This is a genomic window from Streptomyces sp. MCA2 (genome assembly GCF_023544705.1).
Taxonomy (GTDB): domain Bacteria; phylum Actinomycetota; class Actinomycetes; order Streptomycetales; family Streptomycetaceae; genus Streptomyces; species Streptomyces decoyicus.
In genome coordinates this window covers 64,753-79,697 of sequence record NZ_JAMJFM010000014.1, presented here as the reverse complement: position 1 = coordinate 79,697, position 14,945 = coordinate 64,753, and the positions used below count along the sequence as shown (strand labels likewise).

The following is a 14,945-nucleotide window of genomic DNA, read 5'->3' as shown; positions in this document are numbered from 1 at the left end:
CGTCGGTCACGAGGAGTTGTCGCTCGGGCGGATCACCACCGCGGGGGCCTTGATCGCCCCGCTGCGCTCGAAGTGCAGGGTGAACGACACGAGGTCGCCCGCACGCCACCGGGCCTTGTTCGTCCCCCCAGCTCTCGGCTCAGCTCGAGCAGGGGGTGTTACCCCCACGGTCACATCCAGTCCGTGCGGGGACATGGCCAGTTCGCTGCCCGCGGCCACCGTGGCCGAGACCACGGCGCTCCGGTAGGCGGCTCCGCTCTTGGTGGTGCGGTGACGGCTGAGGCCGATCTCTCCTTCGGTCCCGGAGGACGTCACCTTGACCAACCGGTCATCCGCGCCACCGATGTTCGCGATGTCGAAGAAGGCGGCGGTCTCCGTGCCGTCGGCATACGGCAGAAGGACCCGCCCGGACGAGACGGCGATCCGGGCCGGGCTGCCCGCCTTCCCGACCGCGGCCCAGGTGGCCAGGCCGCCCAGCGCGAGGCTGCACGCGGTGGCGGGCGCGAGCGCGGCGAGCAGGGCGTCGACCAGCCGACTGCGGGACGGACGCCAGGGGTTGACAGTCATCGGGTACGCCTCCGGGCGGGATTCGGCTGCCAGACGCGCAGCCGCAAACTGTTGCCGACCACCAGCAACGAGCTGGCCGACATCGCCGCAGCGGCGAGCATGGGGTTGAGCAGTCCGACCATGGCCAGCGGCACGGTCACGAGGTTGTAGCCGAACGCCCACACGAGGTTGACGCGGATCGTGCCCAGCGCGCGCCGGGCCAGCCGGACCGCATCCGCCAAAGCCTCGATGTCACCGCGTACCAAGGTCACGTCGGCCGCCCCGATGGCAACATCCGTGCCGCTGCCCATGGCGATGCCGAGGTCGGCGCCGGCCAGCGCGGCGGCGTCGTTCACGCCGTCGCCGATGACCGCGACGCGACAGCCCTGCTCCTGGAGATCCCCTACGAGATCAGCCTTGTCCTCGGGCGTGCGGCGGGCGTGTACCTCGTCGATGCCCAGGGCCGAGGCGACCGCAGCGGCGGGGGCTTCCTGGTCGCCGGTGGCGAGCACCGGGCGCACACCGAGGCGCCGCAGCTGCTCCACGGCCCGGTAGCTGCCGGGTCGTACGACATCCCCGACCTCGACCAGGGCCTCGGCCGCACCGTCCACCCGGACCAGCACCGGGGTGCGTGCGGCAGCCGCGGCGACCGGCAGCGCATCCGCGAGAGCGGCTGGCAACTCGTCGTTCGGGGCCAGAACTTCGACCAGCCGACCCTCGACCCGACCGAGCACACCGTGCCCCGGCACGGCGCTGAATGCGCTCACGTCCGGCAACCGCCGCTCCGCCGACTCCCTCCGGGCATAGGCGGTGATCGCCCGCCCGAGTGGATGTTCCGAGCCCTGCTCGACCGCCCCGGCCAGTCGCACCACCTCATCGCGGCCGAGCCCGCCCGGCACGGAGGTGACCCGGGCGACGCTCATATGGCCGGAGGTGAGCGTGCCGGTCTTGTCGAGGACGACGGTGTCGATGTGCTGGAGACCCTCCAGAGCCTGCGGGCCGGTGACAAGGACACCCAGTTGAGCGCCCCGGCCGGTCGCGGCCATCAGGGCGGTCGGCGTCGCCAGGCCGAGGGCGCAGGGACATGCGACGACGAGGACGGCCACACACGCGGTGATGGCCGCCTGCGGGTCGGCCCCGGCTCCGAGCCAGAACCCGAGGGTCGTGACCGCCAGCGCCAGTACGACCGGAACGAAGACGCCGGCCACCGAGTCGGCCAGCCGCTGCGCCCGCGCCTTACCGGCCTGGGCCTCCGTCACCAGCCGGGTGATCCGCGCGAGCTGCGTGTCGGCACCGACCGCGGTAGCCCGTACGAGCAGCAGTCCGCCGGAGTTCACGGCCCCACCGACCACCGCGGAGCCCGGCCCGACCTCGACGGGCTCGGTCTCGCCGGTGACTAGGGACAGGTCCACTGCCGAACTGCCCTCCGCCACCTCGCCATCGGTGGCGACCCGCTCTCCCGGACGCACGACAAAGACGTGTCCGACGCTCAACTCCCCAATGGAAATGAGTCGTTCGCTCCCGTCCTCGCGTACTGCGACTTCCTTGGCGGCGAGTTGGGCGAGCGACCGCAGCGCAGCCCCGGTCCCACGCCGGGCCCGCGCCTCCAGGAACCGCCCCGCCAGCACGAACAGCGGTACGCCGACGGCCGCTTCGAGGTAAATGTGCGCAACACCGTCCGACGCTGACGGCACCAGACTGAACGGCATCCTCATGCCGGGATCGCCCGCACCGCCGAGGAACAGCGCGTACACGGACCAGGAGAAGGACGCCGCCACGCCGAGCGACACCAACGTGTCCATGGTGGCCGTCGAATGCCGCAGCCCCCGCACCGCCCGCACGTGGAAGGGCCAAGCCCCCCACACGGCGACCGGCGCGGCGAGGACGAAGCACAGCCACTGCCAGTTCCGGAATTGCAGGCCGGGCGCCATCGACAGCACGAGCACCGGCACCGCGAGCAACGTGGTGACCACCAGCCGGTCACGCTCCTGCTTCGCGCCCGGCGCCTCCCTCTCGCCGTCGCCATCGCCGTCATGCTCCCGCCGCCTGGGGGGATCGGGCAGTTCGGCCGTGTAGCCGGCCTTCTCGACGGTCTCGATGAGCTCCTCGGGGCTGATCTGCGGCGGGTGGCTCACCCGGGCCCGCCCGGTGGCGAGATTCACGGTCGCCGTGACCCCGTCCAGCTTGCCGAGCTTCTTCTCGACCCGCTTCACGCAGGCCGCGCAGGTCATGCCCCCGATGGCAAGGTCGGTCGCCACAGAGACAGCCACCGGTTCCGCGCCCATCAGCCGCCACCTCCGTGCATGCCCCCCATGCCGCCCGTATCCGTGCCGCTGCCCGCGCCACCATCGTCGAGGCCACCGCGGCTCGATTCGGTGCCGTGCATACCGGGCGCGACGGGCCCGGCGGCGGCGCCTACCGCGTACGACACCGCGAACATCAGCGCCAGCAACAAGAGGAAGCCGCACAGGGCAGGAGGGGGCGCCATTCTCCGCAGCACCGCCCCCGCACCGGAGGAGGATTGCCTGGACTCGTCCATCAGCCACGTCTCCCGATCACGTCGTACGGCGTCGGTCGGATCGCGCCGTACCGATTCAGTAGTCGGGCAGCCCAACGGCCGAGTTCCGGAGCTCCCCTATGTCGCGCGTCACATGCTGACCGTTCACGCCCGCGCCCGCACTGGCAGTCCAGCGTCCCGCCGACGCCGCCATCGACAGCGCCTGCCGCCTGCCGCGGCTGCCCTCGATCCGCAACGAGTTTCTCCGACATCGCCGAGCGGGCGCTGAAGGACCAGATGAGCTACCGCGGGTTCCTCGCAGAGCTGCTGATGGCCGAGTGCGACGACCGCGCCCGTCGCCGCTCGGAGCGGCGGATCAAGGCGGCCGGCTTCCCGCGTGAGAAGTCGCTTCGGGCGTTCGACTTCGACGCCAACCCGAACATCGACGCGGCGACCATCCACCCTCTCGCCAGCTGCGAATGGATCAAGAAGAGTCAGCCGCGCTGCCTGATCGGCGACTCCGAGCCTCCCGCACCCACGATCGCAGCGCCTGTAGGCCGACGGGGACCGCGTGCGCGGCCACCTTCCGGGCGGTCGCCACGAGGTTCGACAAGCGCGCCTACGTCTTCCATGGCACCGTCACCGTTGCCTCGATCCGACTCTGGCTTCGACATGACCCGCGGGACAGGCCTCCTAGAGCATGCAGAGTGCCTGCATCGCATCGCGTTCGATGCGCGAGAGCTCGTGGAGGAGGGAGCCGGCCTGCACGAGGTTCTTCGCGTCGCCGGATTCGCCTGCTGTCCCGATGAGTGCGGCCACCTGCGTCCAGAGGGTGGCGGCCTCGGTATACAGGCTGTGACCAGTGCGCAGGTGGCTGCTGTCGATCAACTGGGCACACTCGGCGAGGAAGTCCCGATAGAGATTGCGGAACAGGGCGCCGCCGGTGCCGGCCCTCGCCATGAGGACGGCGGCCCGTGGCAGGTCCTCCCGCGGATTGTCGCTGCGCTGCGGCAACTTCGGCACTTGCTTCGCGGTCTTCTCGATGCCCCGGTAGCCCAGGTTCGCAATGGGCGGGTTGAGGAAGGCGTCGGCGCAGGTCTTGATCGCGGGGATGATCCGGTCCTGCGGTGACGTCAGGTTGCTGGGGGCTGTGATGGTGAAGGAGCGGTGCTTGGCGGTCATGGGGCCGCGCTCGGCTCTGGCCCTGGCCAGGCCGGCGAGGCTGGTCGAGACGGCTCCGCCCTGCGGGTCGGTGTCCACTGCGAGCCCCCGACCCGAGCAGGCCTGGCGCAAGAGCGGTTACCACAGCGGAGGCGGGAACTGCATCGTGGCCACGGCCTTCGGCGCGGGCACCGTGGCCGTACATGACGCGAAGAACCCTGCATGGACGCGCCCGGTTCGTTGCCTGCCGCGGTGACAGCTGCCCCGTCACCGCACACGCGCTACCCCAAGGCTGCTGCGGGGAGCCGGCCGCCGGGGCCGAACGCTGCGCCCATGGCGGCGAGGTCGGTCTTCCGCTCGCTGTCCCTGACCAGCGGCAACCGACACGACGTCACCCCGTTGATGCCGCTGCTGGATGCCCTCCCCGTATTCGGGGACGGCGAGGCCGGCCGCGGCACCGGCCCGACGGCTGTTCGCCGATCGCGGCAGCCGGCCAGGCGGTCGGAGCTCGCGTAGCGGGTCATGTCACCGCCTGTGGCGGCCAGTCACTCCGCGCCAAGCAGCGGGCCGCTGATACGGATCGTCCTCCATGACACCCGGCGACCTCGCCGAGGCTCACGGGTCACGGTGGCTGTTGGGTGACGTCTGCCATGCCGTGTCGTGAACATAGGTGGCGGCGAACTCGGCGAGGCGGTCGAGGAAGCTGGTGAGTGCCTCGGCGGCATAGTGGTGCGGCGGCCAGCAGGCGCGCAGTTGTAGGCGCAGGGTGGTGGGCCCGGCGGTGTCGATCAGCAGGGGATAGCCGCCGAACCGGGGCAGGTCGGTGACGACGCCGACGCCGAAGCCGCTGGCCGCGAGCGCCTCGCACATCAGGGCGTTGCTGCTTTCCGTCACGTGCGTGTAGGTCAGGCCCGCCTTGGACACGGCCTCGTCGAGGACACCTCGTGCCGGGTGTTCCCCGGTCAGCAGCAACAGCTCTTCGGTGACCAGCTCGGAGATCGTGATGGTGCGTCGACCGTGGGTGGCCCACCTGTGGGTGGGGGCGACGTAGGCGCGCAGGGGAACGTCGGTCAGTGGGCGCCATTCCAGCATCGGATCGTAGGCCGGCCCCGCGGCGATGCCGAGATCGGCCTGTTCGCGCACGGTGGTCTGGATCTGGTCCGCCGGTACTTCGCGTACCGAGAGGAACGGATCGCTGCGGGTGAGGGTCGCGACGAACGGTGCGAGCACCTCGTTGATGGTGGTCTGGGCGGCGGCCACGACCACGTGGGACAGCCCGCCGCGCGCCATGTGCTGCGCCACGGAGTCGATCCGGTCGGCTCGGGAGACCAGGTCCTCGGCGACCGCGACGAACTGTCGCCCCGCGCTCGTCAGCCGGAGTCGCGGCCCGATCCGGTCGAACAGAGCGAGTCCCAGCTCGGTCTCCAGATGGCGCAGCTGCCGGGACACCGCCGGCTGTGCGACGTGCAGCCGTTCCGCCGCCCCGGTGACGGTGCCGGCATGAACGACCGCGAGGAAGTAGCGAAAACGTTTGATCTCCACGGGCTCATCATGCCGAACCGGCATGGAGATAGGGCAACAATCAGTATTGGACAGCATGGTTCGGGTTCGCGACGCTGAGGTATCCCCCCACTCGCCCTCCGGACGCAGGAGATCCGCACCCATGAGCGCATCGCTTCAGCCCTCCCTCGAAAACCCGGCCACGCCCGAAAACTGGCTCGAACCGCCGGCCAACCGCTGGGCGTTCAATCATGTAGAGCAGCTGCTCGGCACCGCGGCGATCCCGCGCGGCCGGGCCGGCCACCGTCGGTTCGCCGTGGCCGGGGCGGAGCTGGAGGAGACGGTGATCGCGACGGCCGAAGGCTCGTCGACGGTGGCCGAGTTCCTGGCGCGGACGGCGACCGACGCGATCGTCGTGCTGCGCGGCGAAGAGATGCTGTTCGAGCGCTACTACGGCGAGGCGGCGCCGGACCGTCGGCACGCGCTGATGTCGATCTCCAAGTCGGTCGCCGGCATGGCCGCGGGATGTCTGGTGGCCGACGGGGTGCTGGATGTGTCGGCCACGGTGGAGACGTACGTTCCGGAACTCGCGTCGTCGGCATATGGGACGGCGACGGTGCGCGAGGTGCTGGACATGACCGCGGCGCTGCGGTTTCGCCAGGATTACGACGATCCGCAGTCGCAGGTGCAGACCGGGGACCGGGCGGCGGGCTGGCGGCCCAAGCACGACGGGGACCCGGACGGTGTGCGTGCCTTTCTGACCGGCCTGGAGCCCGACGGCCCACACGGGCGGCGCTTCCAGTACTGCTCGGCGACCACCGACGTGCTCGCCTGGGTGTTGGAGCGCGCCGCCGGGCAGCCCTATCCGGACGTGATCGGCGAACGGGTCTGGTCCCGTATCGGTGCCGAGCACGACGCCGTGGTCACCTTGGATCCGGCGGGCGCTCCGTACGCCTGCGCCGGAATCGGCGCCACCGCCCGCGATCTTGCCCGGTTCGGTCGGTGCGTTCTGGACGGCGGCATGGCCGACGGCCATCAGGTCATTCCCGAGGAGTGGATCCACGCCACGCGCCGGGGTGGCCAGGCGGCGGTGCTGCCCGACCGCGACCTCGGGTCGATCCATCCCAACGGCACATACTGCAACCAGTGGTGGATCCCCGGCGACTCGGCGGGCACGCTCTTCGGGATCGGTATCTTCGGCCAGTACCTCTGGCTCGACCCGGCACGAGACGTCGTCATCGTGAAGTTTTCCAGCCTCCCGCACCCCCGGGATGCCCGTGCCATGCACGCCGCGGCGCTGGCCTCGATTGCCGCGGCCGTCGGGTCCGGACGCGGCTCCGGGGCGGCATGATGAAGCGGCAGACGCCGTTCGCGCTGGAGCGGCGAACGATCGAACACATTCCGGCCGCGGAGCGTCACGGCAAGCCGTGGCACCAGCTCGCCCTGTGGTTCTCCACCAACGTGCAGATCAACACCCTGATCACCGGCGCGGTGACCATCGGGATGGGACTCGATCTGACCTGGGCGATCATCAGCATCGTGGTGGGGAACCTGGTCGGTGGGCTGTTCATGGCCTACCACTCCGCGCAGGGGCCCCAACTCGGTCTTCCACAGATGGTGCAGAGCCGTGCCCAGTTCGGCTTCTACGGCGCGGTGCTGCCCTCCGCCATGGTCGTGTTGATGTATCTCGGCTTCGCCGTCGAGGGCAGCCTCGTGGCCGGGCAGGCGATCGCGACCTGGGCCCATGTGCCCAAGATCGCAGGCATCGTGGTCTTCAACCTGGTGCTGCTGTTGATCCCCCTGGTGGGATACCGGCTGATCCACGCCGCCGGCCGGATCGTCGCGGTGATCTCGGGCGTGGCGTTTCTCGCGTTGTTCGTATGGCTTGTCCCGCATCTGCCCAGCGACCCGTCCGGTGCGACCACGCACTCCGTCGGCGCCGTCGTCTCGGCGATGTCGGTGTGCGTAGCCTGGCAGGTCACCTGGGCTCCCTACGTGTCCGACTACTCCCGCTACCTACCCGAGGACACGCCGACCAGGGTGACGTTCACCTATACCTACCTCGGTTCGGCCGTAGGCGGCGCGGGCACGATGATCATCGGAGCCATGGCCGCGGCCGTCAACAGTGCCGCAGTGAACTCCGACGCGATCGGGTTCCTGGCCGGCCGCTTTCCGTCGGTCAGCGGGCTGCTGGTCGCGGCACTGCTGCTCGGCTTGGTTCCGGCCGGCGCGGAGGGCCCGTACGGCGCCTTCCTCACCGTGCTCAGCGCGGTATCCGCGGACGGCCGGGTGCGCTCGACCGCTGCGGCACGAGCGATCTTCGTGACCTGCTTCGCGACGGTCGCGAGCGTGCTCGCCGCCCTGGCCGGCGGCAGCCTGCTGGCGACGTTCCAGAACATCACCCTGTTCGTGCTGGCTCTCCTGGTGCCGTGGTCCGCGATCAATCTCGTCGACTACTACGTCGTTCGCCGGGGCCACTACGACATTCCCGCGCTACTGACGAAGGACGGCCGCTACGGGACCTGCAACTGGTGGGCCGTGCTCATCTACCTCGTGTCGATCGGTGCCGAACTGCTGTTCATCAACAGCGGCATGTACGTCGGCCCCCTGGTGGGTTTCCTCGGCGGCGCCGACCTGTCCTGGCTCGTCGGGCTCGTTGTCGGCGGAATGGGATATTACGTCTGCGCCAAGTTGATCCCGGACCGCCGGCCCGGACCGGTTGCGCGACCTTCGGAGCCGTCCGCCCTCCCCGGCCTGGCCGATCCGGTGCGTGGCGACCACCAAGCGTGACACTGCGCCGATCACCGGAACTCGTTCACCCTCACAAGGAAGTCGTCGCGGCGGAGGGCGGTGCCGTCGGCACCGCCCGATGCCCATGCCGTCGCCGAAGCCACAGGCCGTCGCACAGGCCGCCCCCTCGCCCACCTCCTGACCGAGGAACTTCCCCGCATGGCACGGGAAATGATCGCGACCAGGATGGGCGCGCCGGCCTCCGGCATCCATGACTGCCTCCACCCCGCCGCCTGCTCGATGCCTCCACCCGTGCATGGTCAGCGGGTCCTGACCTACATCGTCGCCCGGACCACGGCCGACGCCGTGGGGCATGATCTGCTGTCCCGCCCAGCGTGGGGCTGTAGTGGGGGTCCGTCACGCGATCGAGGAGACCGGCGAGGACAGCGGCGGGGAGTTGTGGCCGGCCACCTGCTTATCCGTCACGGCGGCGGCGCCGCAGGTGACGGAGCCGGTGCTCTGGACGCCCTGGGCGGCGAGCCGGGTGACGAAGACGGGACCCTCACGCCAGGTAGTCATCCGGGTGCAGGAAGCCGATGTCCCTGTTTCGTAAGGAGGCGGTTCGTTCCGCGGCGCGGTAGCAACGGCTGTGATGGGAGCATGAAGCTGTCTATCTCTCCGCCGGTGCTCAAGGGCAGGCTGCACGACGCCCGCACGGCGACATCGATCGGCCGGTGGCTGGGGCCGGCGTTCGCCGTGTGCTTCGTCACCGGCCTGGTCAGCCACCTCATGCAACACCCGCCGGGCTGGCTGGCCAACCACATTCCGAGTCGCCCGGCATGGGGTTACCGGTTCACCCAGGGCCTGCACGTCGCTTCCGGCATCGCGGGGATTCCGCTGCTGCTGGCCAAGCTGTGGACCGTGTATCCGCGGCTCTTCGAGTGGCCTCCGCTGCGGTCGGTCCGGCATGCGCTGGAGCGGCTGTCGATCGCGGTACTGGTCGCCGGGGCCGTCTTCGAGCTCGTGACAGGGCTGCTGAACACCGCCCAGTGGTACCCGTGGCCGTTCTCCTTCGTACCGGTGCACTACGCGGTGGCGTGGCTGGTCGTCGGGGCACTGACGCTGCACATCGCGGTCAAAGCCCCCGAGATCCGGGCGCACTGGAACAGACGGTCGCCCGGGACGCTCACTCTGCCCGCGGAGGACGGCCCCGACCGGCGGTCGCTGCTGACCGCGGTGGGCGCGGCCGTCGGGGCCGTCACGCTGACCACGGTGGGTCAGTCCTTCACACCGCTGAAGGGCTTCATCCTGTTCGCGCCCCGGCATCCGGACGAGGGCCCGCAGGCTCTGCCCGTCAACCGGACCGCCGCAGCGGCCGGGGTCGGCCGGATCGCCGACGAGGAGTATCGCCTGGTGGTGGACGGCCCGCAGCCCTACACGTTGACGCTGGAAGAGCTGCGCGCCCTGCCGCAGCACGAGGTGGAACTGCCGATCGCCTGTGTAGAGGGCTGGAGCAAGTCGGCGCACTGGACCGGCGTGCGGGTCGTGGACCTGCTCGAGCGGGCGGGTGCGCCATCACACGCGCGTGTGCGGGTGGTTTCGTTGCAGCTGCGCGGCGGCTACCGGGTCTCGGAGATGGGCCATGAACACGCCCGCGACCCGTTGACCCTGCTCTCCCTGCGTCTGAACGGCGCGGAACTCGATCCCGATCACGGATATCCGGCGCGGCTCATCGCCCCGAACCGGCCGGGCGTGTTGCAGACCAAATGGGTGAGCCGGCTGGAGGTGCTGGCATGAAGGCGATACGTGCCCTCGTGGGCGTGGCCGGTGTAGCACTCATGGGCGTCGGCGCGTCCTTGCTGATGGGGGTCGGCGACCTGACGGGCGTGCTGGTCTGGCTGGGCGGGGCGGTGGTCCTGCACGACGCGTTGATCGCGCCGCTGGTCCTGCTGGTCGGGCTGGTGCTGGTGCGCGGCGGGGTGCGTGGGCCGGTCCGGGGGGCGCTGATGGTCGCTGGTGCATTGACCATGGTGGCGCTGCCGGTTCTGCTGCGGCCGGGGCGACCGGCCAACTCCTCGGTTCTGCCGCTGGATTACTCGCGCAACTGGCTGATCGCGCTGGTGGCTGTGACCACGGCGACGGCGCTCGTCCTGGCCGCGCGGCGCTTCGCCCACAGGCGGCGGCCACCGTCGTAGGACGCCGTGCAGTCTCGGCCCTGCTGTCTTACGGGCGTCTTAGTACGACAACGGTGTGTGTTCTGACTAGTGGGCAGGTGTCATGGGCGATTCCGCCGGCGGCGGGATGGCCCTCGCGATCGCACAGCGCTTGCGAGACACCGGCGGCAGGCCGCCCGACCGGCTGGTGCTCATTGCTCCGTGGCTGGACATCACGCTGGGGAATCCGGCTGTTGCGGCATCGAGCCCGCGATCCAACTGCTCGCGGCGGAGCCCCGGCGGTTCGCCGGGGCGCTCCGGGCAGACGATCTCGACCTTGCCGACCCACTGGTCAGCCCAGTGAACGACCGCATGGCGGGCCTCCCCCGGACCACCGTCTTCATCGGTGGCCCAGGACGTTCTTCTCGCGGAAACTCATGGCTTCCGCGATCTCGCCACGGCCGCCGGTGCCGAGACTGCTCTCACACCAGCAGACCGGCACCCTCGTAGTCGATCGTCGAAGGTGAACGCCGGGCGACCACACTTCCCGACATGCCCCTCCAACCATGCACGAGCTTGTTAGGGCGGAGAGGCCGAGGGCCTGGATGCGTCACGTTCGTGACGCATCCAGGCCCTCGGCCTCGGTCAGCGGCCCGCGAGCCAGGGGCCTACTTCACACGCTTGAACCAAGTGATCGGGCTGGTGGTGTCGCGCGCCTGGACGTACACGCGGGCCGGAACGGCGACCATCCTCTGCTCGGTGTTGTTGTTCGTCCGGTAGACGATGTAGCCGGTGTAGTATGCACCGTTTCCCCGGGGCTCCAGCAAGCCCTTTTTGCCCTCGGGCACATTGATCTCGACGTCGGTTTCCAGTGTGCTCTGGAGCTTCTTGGTGGATGTGGCCGCGTAGCTGTAGGTGAAACTTGCCTCTACCGGGATGTCGCTTTTCCCGTCGCCGATCTTAGGTGTGATCTTGCCGCCGACCGACCATCCCTCCGTCTCGCTCTTTTCGTCGGCCACAGAGCTGGAGATCTTGTAGGTCAGCTTCCCGCCACCGGCCAGGCCGTCTCCGGCCGACCCCTTGACCGGGTATTTTTCGGTGAGCTTGCCGACGAAAGCGCACGGTGGCTTCTGGCCCACACGTGACGAGTCGTGGTTCGGCCTGTTGCAGAGCTGTTCGAAATTTTCACCGGACCACACGTCCTTGTAGGCGTCCTTGCCGGTGAAGACGGGAGCTGTGTAGTTGGCCGACTCCTGAAGTCCTGAGATGGGCTCGTAGAGCCTTTTGGCGCTTTCGCGGGCAGGCTCCTTGGTATTGGCGTCCTCGGCGAACACCTTAGCCGCAGCCTGGGCATCCTTGATGGCCTGATCGGGGTCGTAGTTGACCTGTCCTCCCTGCACGTCCGAGAGGTTGACCTGCTTGTCGTCGAGGCCGGTGGGCAGGCCCATCACGCTTTCGGAGTCCTTGAGCGGCGTCCACTTGGCCATGTCCGCCATGACCTGGGCATCAGTTTCATAGATGTCGGCAGGTACCGTGGGGTTGTCGTCTGCGAAGGCCGGTGCCTGCGAACCGAGCACCGACGCCCCAGCGAGAAATGCGGTGGCGATGGCGATCGTCGCCCTTCTGTTTCTGTGCTGACGCCGGCCGGAAGTTGAGGTAGGTATGGACATGCGACTTTCCCTTTCATCGGGTGCGACCGGTGCCGGTGGTACCGGTCCGTATGGCGGAGGTGCAGCGGAGAAGGACGCAAAAACCAGCGCTGTATTACGCCTGGAGTTCTTGGTCCCAAGGTTCCCGAACTTGAGGTGTGTGAAATGTTGCTCGAGAGCCTCGGTAGGCCCCCGTCAATCACAGAGACGGAAGTCCTCAACACCCGGTTGCTCTGAACTTGCCGGTAGCTTTTGATGTTTCGAAATGCCGTGGACGGAGCTCCACCAGTCGGAACTGGATCCTGTAGGGCTGTTCAGCAGCAAACACCTCGCTGACGTACGAGTCAGTTCGGTCCAGGCCCGCGGGTGGTGACGGTGGCAGGCTGCGGCATGGGTGCTCCTGGAAGGGGTTTGAATCTCCCGACCATCGTGGCCGCGCCACACCCCCGAATCCGTCGTCCGCAAGGCTGGAATGGACCGCCTGCCCAACGGCAGACCCGCCGCAGCCGCGTCGCCCTCAGGGACCACAGCCCTCTGCCCAAAGACAGAGCCGACAGCTGTGCCCGAAGAGAGAGCCAACGCCGCGGGCGGGGTCACCCATGAGCCCTGACCCGATGCGCCAGCAGCCCCACCTGCACCCGGCCGGCACACCCCGTCATCCCTGAACCGACCCCGTGGGACTTGCCCGTCCCACACCCTGGAGACGGCCCCGAGGCGGCTGGACGTTGCGAGGGGCGGTCCGACCGGTGCCGGCGGCTTCGTGGCCGATGCCGGTGTGGACGCGGATCTGACTGTGGCCGTTGAGGCGGAGGTTGCCGAAGCGGTAGCCGTGGTCCTGCTCACCAACAAGCTCCACTACACCCGTGACCGGGAGCCCTTGACCGAGGTCCGCAACGCGTTCCGCGCCACCGCATTCCCGTAGCGGGACATCCTCTTCGCCGCCCACGAGGGAGCCTGGCAGCAATCGGTACTGTCCCGAGGCTGTGCCCTCCGCGTGCCCTGACGGTCAGCACATCACGGGCTCGGCGGCCGGAGCTCCAGAATGCAGCCGGGTCCACGGGGCGCAAACGCGGGCGGGTTCTTTGGGCTCGCAGGCCGAGTACGGCGGGTGGGGGCTGCGATTTGCTCGGGGTGTGGGCGGCGGTTGCCGCCCATCGGCCCGGCCGGCCGGGTGCCGCTCCGTGGCGCCCCTGTGCCCCCGGTCCGGCCGGGATGTTCCGAGCGAGACCTGTGAGGCATGGGTGTATGAGAACGAGGACGAGATCGTCGGTGGCTGGAGTCTGGTGCACTGTTCGGTCGAGTGGGCCGGGAAGACATCCCGGCCGCTGGGCGACCGGCCTGGCGGGATGCTGCTGTACACCCCCGATGGCTGGATGAGCGCACTGCTGACGAGCGACCCGGCGGTCGCCGGCCGGGCCACGGCGCAGGCGGAGTCCGTCACCGAAGCGGGCGTGTCCGGCGGGACCGTGGCGTATGCCGGGCGCTGGGAGCGGACCTCGGACGGGGCGGTGCGGCATCACGTCACCGCGAGCCACTACGGGCCATGGGTGGGAGTCACCCTGGAGCGCGCCGTCGACCGCGGACCGGACCAGCTGGTGCTGACGGCCACTACAGACGAGGGAGCCCGCCGGCGCCTGCGGTGGCGCCGGGCCCGGGTGTGACCCCCGCGGCCTTCTATGGCCGCTTTTCCTCCTGTTGTGCCGCCTGTTGGCCGCCTGTTGGGCCGCGACGCCCGGCGGCACGTCCCTTCCCCCTTCCTCTTTCTCCTTCCTTCCCCTCTGGAGGTGGTGTGCCATGCGCACAGCGAATCTCGGCAGCCGTCTGGTTCTTGTCCACGACGACGGAGCGGTTGACGTCGAAAGGGCCAGTGCCGGCCGTTTCCTGTCCGATCCGCAGGCCGTCTTCGACCGCTGGGAGGAGTTCACCGCCTGGGCGCGGACGCCTGCCGCGCGGGAGGCCGAGCGCCTCCCGCTGGAGGACCACCGGCTCGGTGCCCCCGTGCCGCGTCCGCGCCAGGTGTTCGCGGTCGCGCTGAACTACGCCGACCACATCGAGGAGTCCTCCCTCGACACCCCGGCCCGCCCGGCTGTCTTCACCAAGTACCCGACGTCGCTGGCCGGTCCGTACGGCACGGTGGAACTGCCCAGCGCGATGGTGGACTGGGAGGTCGAGCTGGTCGCGGTCATCGGCGCCCGCGCCCACCGGGTGCGCGCGGAGGACGCCTGGCGGCACATCGCTGGTCTCACCCTGGGCCAGGACCTCTCGGAGCGCCGCATCCAACTCCAGGGCCCGGCACCGCAGTTCTCACTCGGCAAGTCGTTCCCCGGCTTCAGCCCGACCGGTCCGGTCATGGTCACACCCGACGAGTTCGCCGACCCCGATGACCTGGCGCTCGGCTGTGCCGTCGATGGCGAGACGATGCAGGAGTCCCGCACCGGCCGGATGGTCTTCCCGGTCGCACAGCAGATCGCCTGGCTCTCCGCCGTCTGCCCGCTGCTGCCCGGCGACCTGGTCTTCACCGGCACCCCGGCGGGTGTCGGCGGCGCCCGCACCCCGCGGCGCTTCCTCGCCCCCGGCGAGGAACTGCACAGCTGGATCGACGGCATCGGCGCGCTCCGCAACCGGCTGGTCGCCGGCCCCGGATACCCCGACGGCCCCGGCGCCTGACCTCCGGCCTCCCCTGCCCCCTGCCCCCTGCCCCCTGCCCCC

General features: G+C 69.7%; 14 protein-coding genes and 3 pseudogenes. 10 read left to right on the top strand and 7 right to left on the bottom strand.

Annotated features, from left to right (window positions below):
- Window positions 1-6 precede the first annotated feature (6 nt).
- From M8I34_RS14205 to M8I34_RS14195, 3 genes are read right to left on the bottom strand one after another with little or no spacing between them, the layout of a single operon-like run.
- Complete coding sequence (locus M8I34_RS14205) at window positions 7-567, bottom strand: copper chaperone PCu(A)C (protein ID WP_250049818.1); 561 nt, start codon at window positions 565-567, stop codon at window positions 7-9.
- Window positions 564-2,831 (bottom strand): cation-translocating P-type ATPase, encoded by a 2,268-nt coding sequence (locus M8I34_RS14200; RefSeq protein ID WP_250049817.1) that lies wholly within the window; start codon window positions 2,829-2,831, stop codon window positions 564-566. The genes M8I34_RS14205 and M8I34_RS14200 overlap by 4 nt, the downstream gene beginning before the upstream one ends.
- On the bottom strand, window positions 2,831-3,085 hold the full coding sequence (locus M8I34_RS14195) for a hypothetical protein (protein WP_250049816.1): 255 nt from the start codon (window positions 3,083-3,085) through the stop codon (window positions 2,831-2,833). The genes M8I34_RS14200 and M8I34_RS14195 overlap by 1 nt, the downstream gene beginning before the upstream one ends.
- 140 nt (window positions 3,086-3,225) lie before the next feature.
- On the opposite strand from M8I34_RS14195, the pseudogene M8I34_RS14190 reads away from it, so the two are divergent.
- Window positions 3,226-3,565, top strand: a pseudogene (locus tag M8I34_RS14190) (ATP-binding protein); the annotation flags it as partial.
- 171 nt (window positions 3,566-3,736) lie between these two features.
- Here the strand turns inward: M8I34_RS14190 and M8I34_RS14185 are convergent.
- Window positions 3,737-4,303: pseudogene (locus M8I34_RS14185) on the bottom strand (DUF4872 domain-containing protein); the annotation flags it as partial.
- A 270-nt stretch (window positions 4,304-4,573) separates the two neighbouring features.
- Between M8I34_RS14185 and M8I34_RS14175 the strand changes: the two are divergent.
- Window positions 4,574-4,691 (top strand): annotated as a pseudogene (locus M8I34_RS14175) (IS5/IS1182 family transposase); the annotation flags it as partial.
- Window positions 4,692-4,819: 128 nt separating this feature from the next.
- On the opposite strand, the gene M8I34_RS14170 reads toward M8I34_RS14175, so the two are convergent.
- A complete protein-coding gene (locus M8I34_RS14170) occupies window positions 4,820-5,746 on the bottom strand; it encodes a LysR family transcriptional regulator (protein WP_250049813.1) in 927 nt (308 codons plus the stop codon).
- A gap of 121 nt (window positions 5,747-5,867) precedes the next feature.
- Between M8I34_RS14170 and M8I34_RS14165 the strand changes: the two genes are divergently transcribed.
- Together M8I34_RS14165 and M8I34_RS14160 are read left to right on the top strand one after the other, a co-directional pair.
- The gene (locus tag M8I34_RS14165; RefSeq protein WP_250049812.1) at window positions 5,868-7,055 is read left to right on the top strand and encodes a serine hydrolase; all 1,188 of its coding nucleotides are present in this window, start codon (window positions 5,868-5,870) and stop codon (window positions 7,053-7,055) included.
- Entirely contained in the window at window positions 7,052-8,494 is a 1,443-nt protein-coding gene (locus M8I34_RS14160) for a cytosine permease (protein WP_250049811.1), read from the top strand. Before M8I34_RS14165 ends, M8I34_RS14160 begins: the two co-directional genes overlap by 4 nt.
- 357 nt (window positions 8,495-8,851) lie before the next feature.
- On the opposite strand, the gene M8I34_RS14155 is transcribed toward M8I34_RS14160, so the two are convergent.
- Window positions 8,852-9,013 carry a hypothetical protein gene (locus M8I34_RS14155; protein ID WP_250049809.1) on the bottom strand — a complete coding sequence of 54 codons (162 nt, stop codon included), beginning with the start codon at window positions 9,011-9,013 and terminating at the stop codon, window positions 8,852-8,854.
- Window positions 9,014-9,094: 81 nt separating this feature from the next.
- Between M8I34_RS14155 and M8I34_RS14150 the strand changes: the two genes are divergently transcribed.
- From M8I34_RS14150 to M8I34_RS41885, 3 genes are all read left to right on the top strand, one after another.
- Complete coding sequence (locus M8I34_RS14150) at window positions 9,095-10,231, top strand: molybdopterin-dependent oxidoreductase (RefSeq protein WP_250049808.1); 1,137 nt, start codon at window positions 9,095-9,097, stop codon at window positions 10,229-10,231.
- Window positions 10,228-10,629: a hypothetical protein gene (locus tag M8I34_RS14145; protein ID WP_250049806.1), complete on the top strand. Its 402-nt coding sequence runs from the start codon at window positions 10,228-10,230 to the stop codon at window positions 10,627-10,629. Before M8I34_RS14150 ends, M8I34_RS14145 begins: the two co-directional genes overlap by 4 nt.
- A gap of 82 nt (window positions 10,630-10,711) precedes the next feature.
- Window positions 10,712-10,951 carry an alpha/beta hydrolase gene (locus M8I34_RS41885; protein ID WP_374210905.1) on the top strand — a complete coding sequence of 80 codons (240 nt, stop codon included), beginning with the start codon at window positions 10,712-10,714 and terminating at the stop codon, window positions 10,949-10,951.
- A gap of 304 nt (window positions 10,952-11,255) precedes the next feature.
- Here the strand turns inward: M8I34_RS41885 and M8I34_RS14140 are convergent, their stop codons facing one another.
- Entirely contained in the window at window positions 11,256-12,257 is a 1,002-nt protein-coding gene (locus tag M8I34_RS14140; protein ID WP_250049804.1) for a hypothetical protein, read from the bottom strand.
- Window positions 12,258-13,029: 772 nt separating this feature from the next.
- Here M8I34_RS14140 and M8I34_RS41285 point away from each other — a divergent pair.
- The 3 genes from M8I34_RS41285 to M8I34_RS14130 all read left to right on the top strand — a co-directional run bounded on the left by M8I34_RS41285 (window position 13,030) and on the right by M8I34_RS14130 (window position 14,903).
- A complete protein-coding gene (locus M8I34_RS41285; RefSeq protein WP_284050341.1) occupies window positions 13,030-13,158 on the top strand; it encodes a hypothetical protein in 129 nt (42 codons plus the stop codon).
- Between the two features lie 319 nt (window positions 13,159-13,477).
- On the top strand, window positions 13,478-13,897 hold the full coding sequence (locus M8I34_RS14135) for a lipocalin-like domain-containing protein (RefSeq protein WP_250049803.1): 420 nt from the start codon (window positions 13,478-13,480) through the stop codon (window positions 13,895-13,897).
- 133 nt (window positions 13,898-14,030) lie between these two features.
- On the top strand, window positions 14,031-14,903 hold the full coding sequence (locus M8I34_RS14130) for a fumarylacetoacetate hydrolase family protein (protein ID WP_250049802.1): 873 nt from the start codon (window positions 14,031-14,033) through the stop codon (window positions 14,901-14,903).
- The last annotated feature ends 42 nt before the right edge of the window (window positions 14,904-14,945 follow it).